This is a genomic window from Bradyrhizobium amphicarpaeae (assembly GCF_002266435.3).
GTDB lineage: Bacteria > Pseudomonadota > Alphaproteobacteria > Rhizobiales > Xanthobacteraceae > Bradyrhizobium > Bradyrhizobium amphicarpaeae.
Genome location: NZ_CP029426.2, coordinates 596168 through 613011, shown reverse-complemented (window position 1 = coordinate 613011; position 16844 = coordinate 596168). Strand labels below are relative to the sequence as shown.

At 64.5% G+C, this 16844-nt stretch carries 18 protein-coding genes; 8 read left to right on the top strand and 10 right to left on the bottom strand.

The genetic code is table 11. The features are described 5' to 3' along the window. Positions 1 to 31: 31 nt before the first annotated feature. Both gloB and CIT40_RS03020 read left to right on the top strand, forming a co-directional pair. Positions 32 to 799 (top strand): hydroxyacylglutathione hydrolase, encoded by a 768-nt coding sequence (gloB, locus tag CIT40_RS03025; protein ID WP_094890973.1) that lies wholly within the window; start codon positions 32 to 34, stop codon positions 797 to 799. Between the two features lie 37 nt (positions 800 to 836). Then, positions 837 to 1259 carry a cupin domain-containing protein gene (locus tag CIT40_RS03020; RefSeq protein WP_094890974.1) on the top strand — a complete coding sequence of 141 codons (423 nt, stop codon included), beginning with the start codon at positions 837 to 839 and terminating at the stop codon, positions 1257 to 1259. Between the two features lie 42 nt (positions 1260 to 1301). Here the strand turns inward: CIT40_RS03020 and CIT40_RS03015 are convergent, their stop codons facing one another. The 4 genes from CIT40_RS03015 to CIT40_RS03000 all read right to left on the bottom strand — a co-directional run bounded on the left by CIT40_RS03015 (position 1302) and on the right by CIT40_RS03000 (position 4725). Continuing rightward, positions 1302 to 1574 (bottom strand): hypothetical protein, encoded by a 273-nt coding sequence (locus CIT40_RS03015; RefSeq protein ID WP_094890975.1) that lies wholly within the window; start codon positions 1572 to 1574, stop codon positions 1302 to 1304. After that, on the bottom strand, positions 1571 to 2440 hold the full coding sequence (gene yddG / locus CIT40_RS03010) for an aromatic amino acid exporter YddG (RefSeq protein WP_094890976.1): 870 nt from the start codon (positions 2438 to 2440) through the stop codon (positions 1571 to 1573). The genes CIT40_RS03015 and yddG overlap by 4 nt, the downstream gene beginning before the upstream one ends. Before the next feature lie 140 nt (positions 2441 to 2580). Next, positions 2581 to 3306 carry an acetoacetyl-CoA reductase gene (gene phbB / locus CIT40_RS03005; RefSeq protein WP_094890977.1) on the bottom strand — a complete coding sequence of 242 codons (726 nt, stop codon included), beginning with the start codon at positions 3304 to 3306 and terminating at the stop codon, positions 2581 to 2583. A 240-nt stretch (positions 3307 to 3546) separates the two neighbouring features. After that, positions 3547 to 4725, bottom strand: coding sequence for an acetyl-CoA C-acetyltransferase (locus CIT40_RS03000; protein ID WP_094890978.1), 1179 nt, complete (start codon positions 4723 to 4725; stop codon positions 3547 to 3549). A gap of 317 nt (positions 4726 to 5042) precedes the next feature. Between CIT40_RS03000 and phaR the strand changes: the two genes are divergently transcribed. Together phaR and CIT40_RS02990 are read left to right on the top strand one after the other, a co-directional pair. After that, on the top strand, positions 5043 to 5639 hold the full coding sequence (phaR, locus tag CIT40_RS02995) for a polyhydroxyalkanoate synthesis repressor PhaR (protein ID WP_094890979.1): 597 nt from the start codon (positions 5043 to 5045) through the stop codon (positions 5637 to 5639). 40 nt (positions 5640 to 5679) lie between these two features. Beyond that, positions 5680 to 6297 (top strand): class I SAM-dependent methyltransferase, encoded by a 618-nt coding sequence (locus tag CIT40_RS02990; RefSeq protein ID WP_094890980.1) that lies wholly within the window; start codon positions 5680 to 5682, stop codon positions 6295 to 6297. Positions 6298 to 6335: 38 nt separating this feature from the next. Here the strand turns inward: CIT40_RS02990 and CIT40_RS02985 are convergent, their stop codons facing one another. Continuing rightward, a complete protein-coding gene (locus tag CIT40_RS02985) occupies positions 6336 to 7223 on the bottom strand; it encodes a branched-chain amino acid aminotransferase (RefSeq protein ID WP_094890981.1) in 888 nt (295 codons plus the stop codon). Positions 7224 to 7342: 119 nt separating this feature from the next. On the opposite strand from CIT40_RS02985, the gene CIT40_RS02980 reads away from it, so the two are divergent. Then, on the top strand, positions 7343 to 8278 hold the full coding sequence (locus CIT40_RS02980) for an alpha/beta hydrolase (protein ID WP_094890982.1): 936 nt from the start codon (positions 7343 to 7345) through the stop codon (positions 8276 to 8278). A gap of 6 nt (positions 8279 to 8284) precedes the next feature. On the opposite strand, the gene CIT40_RS02975 is transcribed toward CIT40_RS02980, so the two are convergent. After that, complete coding sequence (locus tag CIT40_RS02975; RefSeq protein ID WP_094891075.1) at positions 8285 to 8530, bottom strand: hypothetical protein; 246 nt, start codon at positions 8528 to 8530, stop codon at positions 8285 to 8287. A gap of 215 nt (positions 8531 to 8745) precedes the next feature. Between CIT40_RS02975 and CIT40_RS02970 the strand changes: the two genes are divergently transcribed. Both CIT40_RS02970 and CIT40_RS02965 read left to right on the top strand, forming a co-directional pair. Continuing rightward, positions 8746 to 9618, top strand: coding sequence for a hypothetical protein (locus CIT40_RS02970; RefSeq protein ID WP_094890983.1), 873 nt, complete (start codon positions 8746 to 8748; stop codon positions 9616 to 9618). Positions 9619 to 9780: 162 nt separating this feature from the next. Beyond that, positions 9781 to 11364, top strand: coding sequence for a sensor domain-containing diguanylate cyclase (locus CIT40_RS02965; RefSeq protein WP_094890984.1), 1584 nt, complete (start codon positions 9781 to 9783; stop codon positions 11362 to 11364). Between the two features lie 15 nt (positions 11365 to 11379). Here the strand turns inward: CIT40_RS02965 and CIT40_RS02960 are convergent, their stop codons facing one another. The 3 genes from CIT40_RS02960 to CIT40_RS02950 form a co-directional block, all read right to left on the bottom strand. Then, positions 11380 to 11940 carry a carboxymuconolactone decarboxylase family protein gene (locus tag CIT40_RS02960; RefSeq protein WP_094891076.1) on the bottom strand — a complete coding sequence of 187 codons (561 nt, stop codon included), beginning with the start codon at positions 11938 to 11940 and terminating at the stop codon, positions 11380 to 11382. A 123-nt stretch (positions 11941 to 12063) separates the two neighbouring features. Next, entirely contained in the window at positions 12064 to 13209 is a 1146-nt protein-coding gene (locus CIT40_RS02955) for a PLP-dependent cysteine synthase family protein (protein ID WP_094890985.1), read from the bottom strand. Between the two features lie 43 nt (positions 13210 to 13252). Next, positions 13253 to 13717: an Lrp/AsnC family transcriptional regulator gene (locus tag CIT40_RS02950; RefSeq protein ID WP_094891077.1), complete on the bottom strand. Its 465-nt coding sequence runs from the start codon at positions 13715 to 13717 to the stop codon at positions 13253 to 13255. A gap of 157 nt (positions 13718 to 13874) precedes the next feature. Here CIT40_RS02950 and CIT40_RS02945 point away from each other — a divergent pair, with 157 nt between their 5' ends. Beyond that, entirely contained in the window at positions 13875 to 14891 is a 1017-nt protein-coding gene (locus CIT40_RS02945) for a 1-aminocyclopropane-1-carboxylate deaminase (protein WP_094890986.1), read from the top strand. Positions 14892 to 14918: 27 nt separating this feature from the next. On the opposite strand, the gene recQ is transcribed toward CIT40_RS02945, so the two are convergent. Beyond that, positions 14919 to 16784 carry a DNA helicase RecQ gene (gene recQ / locus CIT40_RS02940; RefSeq protein ID WP_094890987.1) on the bottom strand — a complete coding sequence of 622 codons (1866 nt, stop codon included), beginning with the start codon at positions 16782 to 16784 and terminating at the stop codon, positions 14919 to 14921. Between the last annotated feature and the right edge of the window lie 60 nt (positions 16785 to 16844).

The following is a 16844-nucleotide window of genomic DNA, read 5'->3' as shown; positions in this document are numbered from 1 at the left end:
GTCTGGCGGGGCTGAGCCCGATGGAGATGACATGGCCGCCGAAATTCGTACTTTCAGCTGTTTAAACGACAATTTCGGCTATCTGATCCACGATGTGGAAACCAAGGCGACGGCGTCGATCGACGCGCCCGAGGCTGGCCCCATCCTGGCGGCGCTGGAGCGCGAGGGCTGGCAGCTCACCGACATCCTGATCACCCATCATCACGGCGATCATGTCGGCGGGGTCGCCGAACTCAAGCGGAAATACAACTGCCGCGTCGTCGCGCCGCACGACAAGGCCGCGAAGATCGCGGATGTCGATCTGCGCGTCGCCAATGCCGACGTGGTCAAGATCGGCAATTTGCTCGCCCGAATCATCGAGACGCCCGGCCACACGCTCGACCACATCTCCTACGTGTTCGACACCGAGAAGACGGTGTTCGCCGCCGACACGCTGTTCTCGATCGGTTGCGGCCGCGTGTTCGAGGGCACCTATCCGATGATGTGGGATTCGCTTCTGAAGCTGCGCGCCCTGCCCGACGACTTCAAGCTCTATTGCGGCCACGAATACACGGCCTCCAATGTCAAGTTCGCCCTCACCGTCGATCCCGACAATGCGGCCCTCCAGGCGCGCGCGGCGGAGGTCACCAAGCTCCGGGCCGAGAACAAGCCCACCATTCCCTCACTGCTTGGTGACGAGAAGCGAGCAAACGTGTTCCTGCGCGCTGATGCGCCCGAGGTCGCAGCCAGGCTACACATGAAGGGCGCGGATGCCGCCGCCGTGTTCGGCGAATTGCGCGAGCGCAAGAACAAGTCCTGAAGCATAAATCCTGAAGAACAAATCCTGGCGGGGATCGATGCCGACCGCAGCCGAGATCATCGCGCGCCTCGAATTGCGGCCGCATCCCGAGGGCGGCCATTACCGCGAGACGTTCCGCGACCAGGCCACCGACGCCAACGGGCGTTCGCGCTCGACTCTGATCTACTTCCTGCTGGCGCGCGGCGAGCGTTCGCACTGGCATCGCGTCGATGCGGTTGAGACATGGCACTATTACGCCGGCAGCCCCTTGATGCTTCGCATCGCCCATGACGGCTGCTCGCAGCACGAAGTGCGACTGGGCACCGACCTCGCCGGCGGCGAACGGCCGCAAGGAATCGTGCCGGCGCAAGCCTGGCAGATGGCGGAAACCACGGGCGATTGGACGTTGGTCGGCTGCACCGTCGCACCTGCGTTCGAGTTCGCAGGCTTCGAGCTCGCCTCGAAGGGTTGGGAGCCGTAGCTCAAACCGGCCCCGCCGACCGCCGCTCCCCGTGCCCCGAAGCTAGTTTTTGCTGTCTTTCTGCACCGGCAATCGACGAACGATCCTGGTCGGAAGCGTTTCGTAGGCCGGCCGATATTGACCGGTCCGATACTGCTTCTCTGTCAGTCGGATAAAGGATTTCCCGTCGGTGATCGTCGCCGTTTCGGGGCGCCCATTGATGCTCTCGTTCCGATGCATGCCGGTAAAGGTCTCAGCGGTTGCGCCCACTTGCGCCGAAGCGCTTACGCAGACGAGTCCGACCAACATCAGCGGGACCGTGATCGGGCGCATCATCGCTTCCTCAACACCATGTCCTTGGCCGCGATCAGACCGCCCCCGGCAATGAGGATTGCGGCAATCGCAATGTTGGCGCTGGCCTTGGCAAAACCGGCCGCGATGAGGAAGCCGGTCGAGAGCAGCGGGGTCGCGTAGGAGGCGGCGCCGAGCACGCGGATGTCACCGCGCTTCATGCCGATGTCCCAGGCATAGAAGGCGGCGCCGACGGGACCGATGCCGAGCGCGATCACGGAGAGCCATTGCAGCGTGGTCTCCGGCCATACGGTGGTCTCGAGCAGGCCGTGCATCAGCGCGGCAAGCACGGCGGTGGCCAGACAGAAGCCCGCGACCGCATCGGTGGGAACGGCTTTGAGCCGGCGCGACAGCACCGAATAGGCAGCCCAGACGAACGCGGCAATGAAGGCCGCGATCAGTCCCGGCACCGCACCCGGTGCAAACCCGCTGGTGTTTCCGGCGAACAGCAGCACGGTGCCAACGAGGCCGAGCACCGCGCCGATGATGTGATGCAGCGCGAGCCGCTCACCGGGCAGAAACGACGAGAACAGTACGATCAGCAGCGGCCACATGTAGTTCAGAAGGCCGGCTTCGGCCGGCGGCGCAAAGCGCAGCGCGAGGAAATACAGCGCGTGATAGCCGAACAGGCCGCCGACGCCGACGACCCAGACGACGAGCGGCTGACGCAGGCTCTTCGCCGCCCCGCCGCGGCCGATCCAGGTGAGCAGGCCGACCAGGCCGCCGATCGCGAAGGTCATCGCGGCAAGCTGGAACGCCGGGATCCTTCCGGTCGCCACTGTCATCACCGATAGCAGCGACCACATCAGGATCGCGGTCAATCCGATCAGCGTGGCGGTACGGGGAGTCATTGGCCAATTTCCGTCGTGGCCGGGCTTGTCCCGGCCATCCACGTTCTTCCGTGGCGACGGTTGTTTTAGGGCCGTGGATGCCCGGGACAAGCCCGGGCAAGACGAGACATTGGCTTATGATCGCACCTGATGCGATCGCATCACACCATGTACTGGCCGCCGTTGACCGTCAGCGTCGAGCCGGTGATGAAACCGGACTCGTCGGCCGCGAGGAACACCACCGCACGGGCAATCTCCTCGGGCTCGCCGAGCCGGTTGGCCGGAATCTGCGGGATCACGTTCTTCTCCAGGACGTCTTTCGGGACCGCCTGAACCATTTCGGTGTTGATGTAGCCGGGGCAGATCGCGTTGACGGTGATGCCGCCCTTGGCGTTCTCGAGCGCGAGCGCCTTGGTGAAGCCGATGTCACCGGCCTTCGCCGCGGAATAGTTGACCTGACCGAACTGCCCCTTCTGGCCGTTGATCGACGAGATCGAGATGATGCGGCCGAACTTGCGCGCACGCATGCCCTCGATGACCTGGCGCGTCATGTTGAACAGCGAGCCGAGATTGGTGTTGATGACCGCGTTCCACTGCTCCAGCGTCATCTTGTGGAAGGCGGTGTCGCGGGTGATGCCGGCATTGTTGACGAGCACCTCGACCGGTCCGAGATCGGCCTCGACCTTCTTCACGCCCTCGGCGCAGGCATCGAAACTGCTGACGTCCCACTTGTAGACGGCGATGCCGGTCTCGGCCTTGAACTTCTCCGCCGCCGTATCGTTGCCGGCATAGCTCGCCGCAACCTTGTAGCCAGCCGCCTTCAGTGCCTTGCTGATCGCAGCCCCGATGCCCCGCGTACCACCCGTGACCAATGCAACACGTGCCATGTTGTATTCCTTCCCTTGGACTCTTCGGACGTTTCTGACGTGATTGTTTTTAACGTTGGATTATGCGGTTGGTTTGACGGACATCAAGAACAAAACGCCCGGCGTTGAGCCGGGCGTTTTCTTTAGTCGAGGCTTGCGCGGTTGCGAAGAATATTTGATTTGCAACCGCTGCCTTTTTAATCGCGTGCAACGCACTCACTGACGTGTGCAGCGCACGCGCAAACTGCGCGTCAGCGATCGTCAGTCGCGCGCGATGCACATCGCGATACCCATGCCGCCGCCGATACACAGCGTGGCAAGGCCCTTCTTCGCATCACGCTTCTGCATCTCGTGCAGCAGCGTCACCAGCACGCGTGCGCCGGACGCGCCGACGGGATGACCGATCGCGATCGCGCCGCCGTTGACGTTGACCTTGGAGGTATCCCAGCCGAGATCCTTGTTGACGGCGCAGGCCTGCGCCGCGAAGGCTTCGTTGGCCTCGATCAGGTCGAGATCGCCGACATTCCAGCCGGCCTTCTTCAGCGCGGCGCGCGAGGCCGGGATCGGGCCCGAGCCCATGATCTTCGGATCGACGCCGGCCTGCGCCCAGGACACGATCCGCGCGAGCGGCTTCTTGCCTTCCTTGGCGGCCTGCTTGGCGGTCATCAGCACCACGGCGGCCGCGCCGTCATTGATGCCGGATGCCGAGCCTGCGGTGACCGTGCCGTCCTTCTCGAAGGCGGGCTTGAGCTTGGCCATGCCGTCGAGCGTGGCGCCGTGACGCGGATATTCGTCGGCGCTGACGACGACGTCGCCCTTGCGGGTCTTGATGGTGACGGGGACGATCTCGTCGTTGAACTTGCCGGCCTTCTGCGCCGCCTCGGCCTTCTGCTGCGAGGCGACCGCGAACTCGTCCTGCTGGGTACGGGTAATCTGCCACTGCCGTGCGACGTTCTCGGCGGTGTTGCCCATGTGGTAGCCGTTGAAGGCATCCCACAGGCCGTCCTTGATCATGGTGTCGACGAACTCGACCGGGCCCATCTTGACGCCGCCACGCAGATATTGGGCGTGCGGAGCCATGCTCATGGATTCCTGGCCGCCGGCGACCACGATCTCGGAATCGCCGTTGAGCAGCGCCTGGTAACCGAGCGCAACCGTGCGCAGGCCCGAGCCGCAAAGCTGGTTGACGCCCCAGGCCGGGCTCTCCACCGGGATGCCGGCGGCGATCGAGGCCTGGCGGGCCGGGTTCTGGCCCTGGGCGGCGGTCAGGATCTGACCCATGATGACTTCGGAGACCCGGCCGGGCTCGATGCCACCGCGCTCCAGCGCCGCCTTGATGGCGATGGCGCCGAGATCGTGGGCGGGAAGGGTCGCGAACGCTCCGTTGAAGCTACCGACCGGGGTGCGGGCGGCGCTGACGATGACGACATCGTCTGACATGGGCATCTCCTGAGGCTTGGGTTTCTTGAAAAGGGGGCAGGCGGGGCTTTGGGAAAACGGCTCGCCAGTCTCGTCAGCCATCCTGTTAACGTCGTTGAGGCATGTCAATCGGCCGACGACCAAATTCATGCCGCAGCGCATTCAAAATAGCGTTCTTGGCGCTTTCGCAAGCAAGATTTTGCTGCGCGATTAACCGTGCCGCACAAAACGGTAGCGTGAGCCCTTTGAAAATGCTTATTTTGTTGCGTTGCGTACTCTTCCCGCCCTGCGGCATAGCCCGCTCGGTTCCCGTTCTCCGCGTTTGCAAGTGAGAGCCCATGGCGAAATCAGACCAACCCACGACCATCAAGAAATACGCGAACCGCCGGCTCTACAACACCGGAACGAGTACTTACGTGACGCTGGAAGACCTCGCCGCGATGGTCAAGGACGGCGAAGATTTCCTGGTCTATGACGCCAAGACCGGCGACGACATCACCCGCTCCGTGCTCGCCCAGATCATCTTCGAGCAGGAGAACAAGGCCGGCCAGAACCTGCTCCCGACCACCTTCCTGCGCCAGCTGATCCGCTTCTACGGCGACAGCATGCAGATGGTGGTGCCGAAATATCTCGAGCAGTCGATCGCGACGCTGACCCAGGAACAGGAGAAGTTCCGCAAGCAGATTGCCAACTCGCTCTCCGGAACCCCGTTTGCGCCGCTGGAAGAACAGGTCCGCCGTAACATGGAGCTGTTCCAGCAGACCTTCTCGATGTTCAAGCCGTTTGTTCCCAATACGGGCCGCCCGGCGACCACCGCCGAGCCGGAGGCCGAGGCGACTGCCGAGGCGCCGAAGGACAGCAACATCGACGATCTGCGCCAGCAGATGAAGGACATGCAGGAGCGCCTTGAGCGCATGTCGAAGAAGGAGGAGTAGCTCCTTCTTCGCCGCCGGCAGCTGAGCCGAAGGACGCGCGATGTGCGATCGAAGCTCGCATTGGGACAAGGTCTACGCCACCAAGGGCGAGGCCGAGGTCAGCTGGTTTCAGGACAGCCCCGCGACCTCGCTTGCGATGATCATGGCAGCCGCTCCCGACCGGGGGGTTGCCATCATCGATATCGGCGGCGGCGCATCGCGGCTGGTCGATGATCTTCTTCGGGACGGATATCGCGATCTCACCGTGCTGGACCTCTCCGCCAACGCGCTCGACGCGGCGAAGACCCGACTCGGTCAGGCCTCTTCCGCGGTCGACTGGATCGTCGCCGACGCCACGATTTGGCGGCCGGCCAGGACCTACGATGTGTGGCACGACCGCGCGGCGTTTCACTTCCTGACCGACTCGCACGACAGGGACGCCTATGTCGAGCGGCTGCGATCGGCGATTGCGCCGGGCGGCCAGATCATCATTGCGACGTTTGCGCCCGATGGTCCGGAAAAATGCAGCGGCTTGCCGGTACAGCGCCATGACAGCACCAGCCTTGCAGCAGTCCTCGGGCCGGATTTCGAACTGGTCGAGACGCGCGGCGAGACGCATCATACGCCGTGGAGTTCGACGCAGGCGTTTCAGTTCAGCCGGTTTCGGCGACAGAAATAGCTCTCGGCATGCGCGGGCATGACGGCGGAAAGCGCGGATTATGCCGCCAGCTTCACCGCATGCGCAAAGTCCCAATAGAGTTTCCGCGCGCGCGTGTAGAACGGACCCGGCTTCAGCTCGCGCTCGTCGATGCGGATCACCGGCGCGACTTTTGCGAAATTGCCGGTGGAGAAGATCTCGTCGGCAGCCAGGAAGTCGGCATAGCGCAGCGTCTTCTCGACCACGGTGACGCCGTCGCCACGAAGCAGGGTGATGACGCGCTGGCGCGTGATGCCGTTGAGGAACGTGCCGTTCGGCACCGGCGTATAGACCACGCCGTCCCTGGCCATGAACACATTGGAATTGCCGAACTCGGCCACGTTGCCGAGCATGTCGAGCATCAGCGCGTTCTGGAAGCCGCGGGACGCGGCTTCGGCGAGCGCGCGCGAATTGTTCGGATAGAGGCAGGCCGCCTTGGCCTCGACCGGCGCGCATTCGGCGGTGGGTCTGCGGAACGGCGACAGCGTGATGGCATTACCGACCGGCTTCGGCATCGGCGCCTCGTAGATGCACAGGCACCAATTGGTGGTCTCGGGGTCGAACAGCACGCCGCCGCCCGAGCCGTTCTGCGCCCAGTACATCGGGCGGACGTAGAGCTCGGCATTGGCTGCAAAGCGCGCGATGCCTTCGGTCGCGAGCGTGAACCAGGTGCCGGTATCGACCATCGGCTTCAGGCCGAAATTGATCGCGGATTGATTGGCGCGGGCAACGTGACGGTCGAGATCGGGCGCGACGCCCTCGAACGCGCGTGCCCCATCGAACACGATCGAGCCGAGCCAGGCCGCATGGGTGCGCGGACCCATGATTGGGACATTGCCGTCGTGCCATTTGCCCTCGAAGAAGGTCCAGCTCGGCGAATATTCGATCGGCTTCCTGATCTCGGCCATGAAAGGCTTCCTCTTGGCGTGATGCCGCAATATCGCGCCACTATTGGACGCAACATCTAAATGATTCCCTGCGGTCAAGGGGTGGGCTACCCTCGCTGCCAGGGGAGAAAGGAAGCAGCATGTCGCTCGATCCGCTCGCAAAGCGCTTGTTGACCATGATGGCGGCGGCTGGGCCGCGGGCGGAGGGCCGGCCGAGCGTGGAGGCGCGGCGGCAATCGCTCGCGAAGCTGATGCAGTTCGCCCGCGTAGACGCCCCGGATGTGACCTCGCGCGACGGCATGCTGCCCGGCCGCGCTGGCGAACTGCCTTATCGGCTCTACACGCCCGCAAATGCCGATGAGCAAGCGCCCGGCTTCGTGTTCTTCCATGGCGGCGGCCTGGTCGCGGGCGGCGTCGCCACCCATGATCGCATCGCGGCGGCGCTGGCGCACGCCACCGGCTGCCGCCTCGTCTCGGTCGAGTACCGGCTCGCGCCGGAGCACAAATTCCCGGCTGCGATCGACGACGCGATCGCCGCCACCGAATGGGTCGCGCGCGAGGCCGCGTCGCTCGGCATCGATGCGGACCGTCTGGTGGTCGGCGGCGATTCCGCCGGTGCAACGCTCGCAGCCATCGTGTGCCAGGAGGCGGCCCAGACCGCAGGCCTCGCCATCGCCGCGCAATGCCTGATCTGCCCGGTGCTGGATTTCGAGGAAACCTCGCCCTCACGCGAGGCCTTTGCCGAGGGCCATCTGATCGACCGCGTCACGATCGAGGCCGATCTCTCCGACTATCTGCCCGACGGCATCGACACCGCCGACCCCCGCGTTTCTCCGCTACGGGCGACGCGGCTCACGGGCCTGCCGACCGCGATCATCCACACGGCCGAGCACGACCCGATGCGCGATGAAGGCAATGCCTATGCCCGCAAGCTGCTCGCCGCGGGCGTCGCCGTCGAGCATGTCTGCCACGACGGCATGGTTCATAATTTCCACGCCATGGGCGCGATCCTGCCGCAGGCGCAGCTGGTGCTGTCGCAGATCGGCGAGCAGGTGCGGCGTGCGGTGGCGAGGTAGTGCGTCTCACGCGCGCGCGTCGAGCACGGCTCTCGCGGCCACGACATAGTCAGGCCAATGCGCGTCCGCGTAACGCTCGGCCTGCCGGGCGTTGGTGACGTCGGGCGCATGTGCGGCGGCAATCATGCGTGCAAACCGTTCTTCGGCAACTGTCGTGCCATCGCGCGCTGGCGCGGGTGCCGCTGCGAGACTGGTCGGAGCGACGGCGAGCCCCGCCATTCCGGCGAGCAGGATGCGGCGTGACGTGGTCATGGCTGTCGTCCTCCATTGTCCGGCCTGCCGTCTGGCCGGCGAGAATATCGGTGCAATCACGACAGGGTAGCTGCGCGCATCGATGCAGTCCATCGTTCGCGGATAGCGCTTGACCGCGGCAACGATCACGTTCCATCTAGCACACGATCCTGCCACCGCAGCCCTACACGCCGGATTGTCACGTGTCCCAGCACAGCCCATCGTATCATCAGGCTTTGCGCGCGATCGCGATGGGACTGGCCTGTCTGGCGATTTCGGCCAGCACCGCCTTCTCCTTCGAAGCTGAGGAGGACACACCGGCAAAACCAGCGGTCCCGAACATCTACCTTGATCTCCGCACGATCTATGCGACGATTCCGGCGGGAACGCTCGGGCTCGGCTTCGGCAGTACGTCTTTGTCGGCCGCGCTCGAAGCCCTGGCGGTACGCAGAGGCACAACGCTGCCGAACGGCTTGCCGGCCGCGAAATCGATTGCCGTCGACCTGCCGCTGACCGTCGACGTCAACGATCGCGTCTCGCTCTACGGTGGCGTGTCGGGCTCGGCGACCGACATCGGCGGCGGCTGGTCGACGTTCGACGTCACGAGCTGGAACATCGGCGTGCAGGCCGACCTCTATCAGCAGAACGGCGGGCCGATCCCGACCATCACGCTGCAATCGACCCTGACGCAGTCGGTGCCCAACGATCAGGGCATGACGAATTCGTTCAACAACATCCTGGAATTCGACTACGCGCTCGACGAGGACGAGACGCGGGGCTGGCTCGCGGGCATGCAATACACTTACACCACCATCGCCAGCCCGTTCGCAAGCATCCGGCCGAACACGATCCTCTATGCCGGCGGCTATTACCAATGGCCGAGCAACTGGAAGTTCACCGGACGCCTCGGCGTGCAGTCGTTCGGCGGCGCGCAGATCGCAGGGAGGACGCTGGCGGAGTCCTTCACGCAACCGATCCTGCGGCTCGACCTCGATCGCATGGACGACAACGACAACCGGGTGTTCGGCATCACCGCGCAAATCGCGTGGATGCCGAAGCCGTCCTATCAGGTGACGTTGCGGACGCCGCTCTATGCGGTGCGCAATTGACGGCGGTCGTGGTGGATATCAGGTAAACAAACGCCCTGACCGCACCTCGCGACTCCCGACGCATGAACCGCTTGTTAATCGCCTTCGCGAGATCGCTCACCACGTTACCTCTCGGCAAGATGCTTGCGCGAAACTGGACCGGTTTCGTGTGGGAGGTTCAAAATGCCCCGTCTGGTACCGGAGCGAACGTTCCTGGCCGGCAAGATCATCTTCAATTTCGGGCAATCGACCATCGATTGCGTCATTCGCCGCATTTCCGAGGATGGCGCGACGCTGGAGATGCAGAGCAGCGTCGGCGTACCCGAGCAGTTCCAGCTCAGGATCTCAAGCCAGGATATCCGTTCCTGCCGCGTCCTCTGGCGGTCGGATCGGCAGGTCGGGGTCGCACTCGGAGCGGATGAGCAAGCCGAACCCTTCACGAGCAACGCGAAAGAGCGCAGCACGGACTCGCTGATGCGCGGGCAAATGCTGGCGCTTCGCGCGGCCCTTGATTTCGTGCCCCTCGGCATCGTGCTGCTGGACGCCGGCCTCCGCGCGCAATTGATCAATCGCGCGTTCCGGCAGATGTGGCTGTTGCCGGATGAAGTCGCCAACAGCAATCCGTCATTCGTGACGCTGATGCATCACGGCCGCGATACGCGCGCCTATGAGATTCCGCAGACCGATCTCGAATCCTATGTGGGCGAGCGTGTTCGTCAGGTGCAGGCGGGTGATGCGTCCCCGCTCGATCTGCGCCGTTCCGGCGGCGATGTCGTTCGCATGCATTGCACGCCTCTGCCCGACGGCGGACGAATGCTGACCTATACGCCCGTCACCGACATCGTGCGCTACTCCGACCAGCTGAAGTTGCTGCGCGACGCACTGGAGAACGTCGAGGACGGCGTCCTGCTGCTCGACCGCGATCTCAACGCCAGCTTCATGAACCGGCGAATGCGACGGTTCTGGGACGTGAGCGAACGGGAGGCCGACGGCCATCCGACCTATGAATCATTGGTAAGCCGGGCCCATCGCGCCAGCGCGCCGAATCTGCCAGCTAGTGAATTGACGCGATTTCCCGCCAAGCGCGTCGCGGAGGTCAAGGCCGGAGACCACGTCCGCGACCTGCAGACGCCGGACGGAAGGCGCATCAGGGCCCACTGCACCAAGATGTCGAATGGCGGCCGGATGCTGACCTATGTCGACATCACCGACCTGACGCAAAAGGCCGCGATGCTGGAGACGCTCGCGACCACCGACCCGCTCACCGGTCTCTACAACCGCCGCCACTTTCTTGAGTGCCTGGCTGCCGAATGGAGCCGGTTTCAGCGCTATTATCGCTCCGTCTCGGTGCTGATGCTCGACATCGACCACTTCAAGTCGGTCAACGATCGCCACGGCCATGCCGTGGGCGACGCCGCGATCAAGGCGGTTGCGGCCGCGTGCCTCGACGGCAAGCGCAAGTCGGACATCGTGGGGCGCCTCGGCGGCGAAGAATTTGCGGTTCTTCTGCCCGAGACTAGCCTGTCTCGTGCAAGGACGGTGGCGGATCGCATCCGCAAGCGCGTGATGAGCGCACAGGTCGCCGCCGGCGAGATTCAGTTCAGCCTCACCGTGAGCATCGGCATCGCCGAGGCCACCGTCAGCATGTCCGGCGTCGACGCATTGATGAGCGCGGCCGATCGCGCGCTCTACCGGGCCAAGGCCGAGGGCCGCAACCGCTGCATCGCCTTCGCGCCTCCCCCGCCTGCAAGCAAGGCGGCGGAGTGATCGAGGCCTCGGCGCTTAGTCCGGCACCGGCACGTCGAACGTGTTGAGCGTGACCGAGACCATGCAATAGACGCCGACGAGATAGGACAGCTCGGCCGCACCGTGCTCGCCGAATTCCTTCACCGCAGCCCGATAAGTCAGCTCCGGCAGCACGCCGCCGCTCACCAGTGCCGAGGCCATGTCGTAAGCGACGGCTTCCTGCTTGGTGAGATCCACCGGCCGCTGGCCGGCGACGATGGTCGCAAGCTTTTCGTCGGAGAGGCCACGCTGCTCGGCGACCAGCACGTGGGCATAGAGCTCGTAGCCGGATCGGAAATGCGAGCCGGTGACGAGGATCGCGACCTCGCGCACCGGGGCCGGCAGCAGCGGGTTCGACGCGATCGCCTTGACCAGCTCCCACACCGGCCCGCCGAAGCGCGGCTCGCGGATCCAGGGATTCCAGGGCCCGAGCAGTGCGCCGTCGTCGCGCATGTTCACGAAGCCCTTGAAATGGTCGGTGATGCCGGCCCGCATGTCGTCATAGAGCGGCTTCTGTTCAGCGCTCAGGTCTTTCGGATCCAGAATGGGAAGGCGCACGGCGGAGATCTCCTCGTTGAGAACACGACGCTTGCCCGCAGATGCGCGCAACGCAAGTGAAGTTGCCGTGACATCGCACGCCAAGCGGGCGTTCCGACAAATTCGACCATGTCGTCCCGAGCCCTACGCGCTCTGGGGATTTGCGACATCGTCGACGGCGAGCGTCAGCGGTTCACCTGTCGCGAGGAACGACGACAGAGTGGCTTCGAACAGTGCCGGATCGAGACCGCGCGCCTTCAGCCATTCGGGCTCGTAATAGGTCTGCCGGTAACGCTCGCCGGAATCGCAGATCAGCGTCACCAGCGACCCCGTCGCGTTCGCCTGCCGCATCTCCGAGGCAAGCCGGCACAGCGCCAGGAAATTTGTGCCGGTAGACCCGCCCACCGGGCGTCGCAGCCGGCGCGACAGCACGTTCATCGCCGCGATCGTGGCTGCATCCGGGATCTTCATCATGCGATCGACCACGCCAGGCACGAAGGAGGGCTCGCAACGCGGCCGGCCGACACCCTCGATCAGCGACGGGCGGTCGCAAACATGAGAACGGTCCTGCGTGCGGAAGCAATCGAAGAAGGCGGAATGCTCGACATCGGCGACGCAGAGCCGCGTCGGATACTGACGGTAGCGCAAATAGCGTCCGATGGTGGCCGATGTGCCGCCGGTGCCGGCGCCCATCACGATCCAGTCCGGCAGCGGCCGCGGCTCGCCCTGCAATTGCGTGAAGATCGATTCGGCGATGTTGTTGTTGCCGCGCCAGTCCGTTGCGCGCTCGGCGAAGGTGAACTGGTCCATGTAGTGGCCGTTCAGGCGCGCGGCGAGCGCGGCTGCTTCCGCATAGAGCGCGCGGCCATCGTCGATCAGGTGGCAGTTGCCGCCATAATGCTCGATCGCGGCGATCTTCTCCGCCGAGGTCGTGCGCGGCATCACGGCGTAGAAAGGTACGCCGATCATCTGCGCGAAATAGGCTTCCGAGACCGCCGTCGATCCCGACGACGCCTCGACCACAGGCGTGCCTTCGCGGATGTGTCCGTTACAGAGCGCGTAGAGGAACAGCGAGCGCGCCAGCCTGTGCTTCAGGCTGCCGGTCGGATGGGTCGACTCATCCTTCAGATAGATGTCGATGCCTGACAGCGCCGGCACGATCAGCCGGATCAGATGCGTGTCTGCGGTGCGGCACTGGTCGGCCTCGATCGCGGCCACGGCCTCGTCGACCCAGCCGCGCCGATAGACCGGCCCGGCCGGATTGGGGTGGCGGAAGGGGAATGTCTGCATCGAGCGAATCTCTCACGACGCGCATTGCGCTTCAAGGGCGCGCTCAAAATTCCAGCGGCGCGTTGTCGACGACTTCCTTCATCACGAAGAAGGTGCGGGTCTGGCGCACGCCGGGCAGCGCGATCAGCAGTTCGCCGTGGATGCGGTTGAAGTCGTCCATGTCGCCGACGCGGATCTTGAGGAAATAATCGAAATCGCCGGCGACCAGATGGCAGTCGAGCACGACCTTGAGCTTTGCGATGGCCTGCTCGAACGCCGCAAAACTCTCCGGGGTCGAGCGGTCGAGCACGACGCCGACCATCACCAGCGTGCCCTTCGCCACCTTCTTCGGCGCCACCATGGCGCGGACGGCGGCAATGAAGCCGTCCTCGAACAGGCGCTGGGTGCGGCGATGGCAGGTGGCGGGGCTGATGGCGACTGATACGGCCAGCTCGGCGTTGCTGAGCCGACCGTTGTTCTGCAGCAATCTCAATATCTTAAGGTCGATACGATCAAGCCGGGCGGCCATGAAATAAGCTTCCATAGGATGGCTATATCTTGGAAGGTTTATCAGCATTATTCGCCTGAGTGCAAGAAACAGTGCAATATCGGCGCAACATTCGAGAGCACCTTCTTCCGGCGCGATGCTAGGCAGATGCCGACACCAACGCCAACCGGGATGACCCATGAAGCTCGACAAATTTCCGCGCTACAAGCTGACCTTCGGCCCGACCCCCATCGAGAAGTTGGAGCGGCTGTCAAAACATCTCGGCGGCAATGTCGAGGTCTATGCCAAGCGCGAGGACTGCAATTCCGGCCTCGCCTTTGGCGGCAACAAGCTGCGCAAGCTCGAATACATCATCCCCGATGCGATCGCTTCGAATGCCGACACGCTGGTCTCGATCGGCGGCGTGCAGTCGAACCACACCCGCATGATCGCGGCGGTCGCCGCCAAGATCGGCATGAAGTGCCGCCTGGTGCAGGAAGCCTGGGTGCCGCACGAGGACGCGGTCTATGACCGTGTCGGCAACATCATGCTGTCGCGCATCATGGGCGCCGACGTACGCCTGGTCGATGACGGTTTCGACATCGGCATTCGCAAGAGCTGGGAGCAGGCGATCGACGAAGTGAAGGCTGCGGGCGGCAAGCCCTACCCGATTCCCGCCGGCGCCTCCGTGCACAAATTCGGCGGTCTCGGCTATGTCGGCTTCGCCGAAGAGGTGCGCAAGCAGGAGGCCGAGCTCGGCTTCAAGTTCGACTACATCGTGGTCTGCACCGTCACCGGCTCGACCCATGCCGGCATGCTGGTCGGCTTTGCCGCCGACGACCGCGCCCGAAAAGTGATCGGCATCGACGCCTCCTTCACGCCGGCGCAGACCAAAGCACAGGTGCTGGAGATCGCGAAGAACACCGCTGAGCTCGTCGAGCTCGGCAAGGATCTCGTCGCCGACGACGTCGTGCTGATCGAGGACTACGCCTATCCCGCCTACGGCGTGCCGTCGGAAGAGACCAAGGAGGCGATCCGCCTCACCGCGCGTCTCGAAGGCATGATCACCGACCCCGTCTACGAAGGCAAGTCGATGCAGGGCCTGATCGATCTCGCGCAGAAGGGCTATTTCGAGAAGGGCGCGAAGATCCTGTACGCCCATCTCGGCGGTGCGCCCGCGCTGAACGGATACGCCTATGCGTTCCGGAATGGGTGAGGCGGCACACTGAATGAGGCCGTAGCCCTACCGTGTCCTGACGATCTGCAGCAGCTCGTCGCCGTAATGCTCGAGCTTCTTGTCGCCGATGCCGGGCACGTTGCGGAGTTCGTCGAGAGTGGTCGGCCAGGCCCGGACGATGCCGTCGATGGTGGCATCGTGCAGCACCACATAGGCCGGCACGCCACGCTCGCGCGCAATGTCCGAACGCCAGGACCGCAGCCGCGCGCGCAGTTCGGGATCGACATCGCCTTGTGGCGCGTTGGCCGCCGGCGCGAGATCGCCGCGGCGGGATTTGCCGCGGCTCGCGCGAATGCGGGTGTCGGGCGCCTCCTCGCGCAGCCACACTTCGGTTTCGCCGCGGAGCACGCCGCGCGCAGTCTCGGTCAGCTTCAGCGCGCCATAGGCTTCGCTGTCGCTCAGCAAATGCCCCATCGCCACCAGCTGCCGCAACACGGTGCGCCACTGCTTCTCGTTGAGCTCGCGCCCGATGCCGAACACGGACAATTTGTCGTGGCCGAACTGCGTGACCTTCTCGGTCAAGCGTCCGATCAGCACGTCGATCAGGTGCATCGCACCGAAACGCTGCCCGGTGCGATAGACGCAGGACAACAGCTTCTGCGCCAACACCTTGCCGTCGCGCATCTTCGGCGGCGTTAGGCAATTGTCGCAATTGCCGCAATTCTCGGCGGTAACCGCCTCACCGAAATAGGCCAGCAGCCGCTTGCGCCGGCACTGAGCGGTCTCGGCCAGGCCGACCAGCGCATCGAGCTTGCCGATCGAGACCCGCTTGAATTCGTCCGAGGCGCTGGACTCGTCGATCATGCGGCGCTGCTGCACGATGTCGGAGAGGCCGTAGGCCATCCAGGCCGCCGACGGCTTGCCGTCACGTCCGGCGCGGCCGGTCTCCTGGTAATACGCCTCGATGCTCTTGGGCAGGTCGAGATGGGCGACGAAGCGCACGTCGGGCTTGTCGATGCCCATGCCGAACGCCACGGTCGCGACGATGACGATGCCGTCCTCGTTGAGAAAGCGATCCTGGTTGCGCGAGCGAACGCTGCCATCGAGCCCGGCGTGGTAGGGCAACGCAGCAATGCCGGCCTCGTCGAGCGCGGCGGCGACCTCCTCGACCCTGTTGCGGGACAGGCAATAGACCACGCCGGCGTCCCCGGCATGCCGCTCCCGGATGAAGTCCTTCAGCTGAGACACCGCGCTGCGCTTGTCGACGATCTCGTAGCGGATGTTGGGCCGGTCGAAGCTGGAGACGAACTGCGGCGAGTCCGCGAGCTGAAGCCGCGCCACGATCTCCTTGCGCGTCAACTCGTCGGCGGTCGCGGTCAGCGCGATGCGCGGCACCTCGGGGAAGCGTTCGGCGATGATGGAGAGGCCGACATATTCGGGGCGGAAGTCATGGCCCCATTGCGAGACGCAATGCGCCTCGTCGATCGCGAACAGCGCCACCTTCGCCTGCGCCAGCAGCGAGAGGCAGCGCGGCGTCACCAGGCGTTCCGGCGCGATATAGAGCAGATCGAGATCGCCTGCGAGCAGGCGCCGCTCGATGTCGGATGCCTCCTGCGGCGTCAGCGACGAGTTCAGCGCAGCGGCATTGACGCCGGCTTCGAGCAGGCCGGCGACCTGGTCGCGCATCAAGGCGATCAACGGCGACACCACGATGCCGCAGCCTTCGCGCAGCAGTGACGGCAGTTGGTAACACAGCGACTTGCCGCCGCCGGTCGGCATCAGCACCAGGCAATTCCCGCCATCGGTGACATGCCTGACGATCTCGCCCTGCGAACCGCGAAAACCCGGCAGGCCGAACACCGAATGCAGCACCGACAGCGCGTCGCGGCCGTTGGCCGGCGGAAGCAGTGGGGCGGTGGAAGGGGCGGACATGAGAGGGTTGGAACCAAGCCGTGAGATTCGTCACAAGGCCAGTCGCATGGCGGCGTCGGC

Excerpts from the sequence above, each read along its gene's own strand:
- CIT40_RS02980 (WP_094890982.1), top strand. The coding sequence starts at position 7,343 with ATGTCGCTCGATCCGCTCGCAAAGCGCTTGTTGACCATGATGGCGGCG.
- CIT40_RS02950 (WP_094891077.1), bottom strand. The coding sequence starts at position 13,717 with ATGGCCGCCCGGCTTGATCGTATCGACCTTAAGATATTGAGATTGCTG.
- recQ (WP_094890987.1), bottom strand. The coding sequence starts at position 16,784 with ATGTCCGCCCCTTCCACCGCCCCACTGCTTCCGCCGGCCAACGGCCGC.
- CIT40_RS02945 (WP_094890986.1), top strand. The coding sequence starts at position 13,875 with ATGAAGCTCGACAAATTTCCGCGCTACAAGCTGACCTTCGGCCCGACC.
- CIT40_RS02990 (WP_094890980.1), top strand. The coding sequence starts at position 5,680 with ATGTGCGATCGAAGCTCGCATTGGGACAAGGTCTACGCCACCAAGGGC.
- CIT40_RS02955 (WP_094890985.1), bottom strand. The coding sequence starts at position 13,209 with ATGCAGACATTCCCCTTCCGCCACCCCAATCCGGCCGGGCCGGTCTAT.
- yddG (WP_094890976.1), bottom strand. The coding sequence starts at position 2,440 with ATGACTCCCCGTACCGCCACGCTGATCGGATTGACCGCGATCCTGATG.
- CIT40_RS03015 (WP_094890975.1), bottom strand. The coding sequence starts at position 1,574 with ATGATGCGCCCGATCACGGTCCCGCTGATGTTGGTCGGACTCGTCTGC.
- CIT40_RS03020 (WP_094890974.1), top strand. The coding sequence starts at position 837 with ATGCCGACCGCAGCCGAGATCATCGCGCGCCTCGAATTGCGGCCGCAT.
- gloB (WP_094890973.1), top strand. The coding sequence starts at position 32 with ATGGCCGCCGAAATTCGTACTTTCAGCTGTTTAAACGACAATTTCGGC.
- CIT40_RS02965 (WP_094890984.1), top strand. The coding sequence starts at position 9,781 with ATGCCCCGTCTGGTACCGGAGCGAACGTTCCTGGCCGGCAAGATCATC.
- phbB (WP_094890977.1), bottom strand. The coding sequence starts at position 3,306 with ATGGCACGTGTTGCATTGGTCACGGGTGGTACGCGGGGCATCGGGGCT.
- CIT40_RS02975 (WP_094891075.1), bottom strand. The coding sequence starts at position 8,530 with ATGACCACGTCACGCCGCATCCTGCTCGCCGGAATGGCGGGGCTCGCC.
- phaR (WP_094890979.1), top strand. The coding sequence starts at position 5,043 with ATGGCGAAATCAGACCAACCCACGACCATCAAGAAATACGCGAACCGC.
- CIT40_RS03000 (WP_094890978.1), bottom strand. The coding sequence starts at position 4,725 with ATGTCAGACGATGTCGTCATCGTCAGCGCCGCCCGCACCCCGGTCGGT.
- CIT40_RS02985 (WP_094890981.1), bottom strand. The coding sequence starts at position 7,223 with ATGGCCGAGATCAGGAAGCCGATCGAATATTCGCCGAGCTGGACCTTC.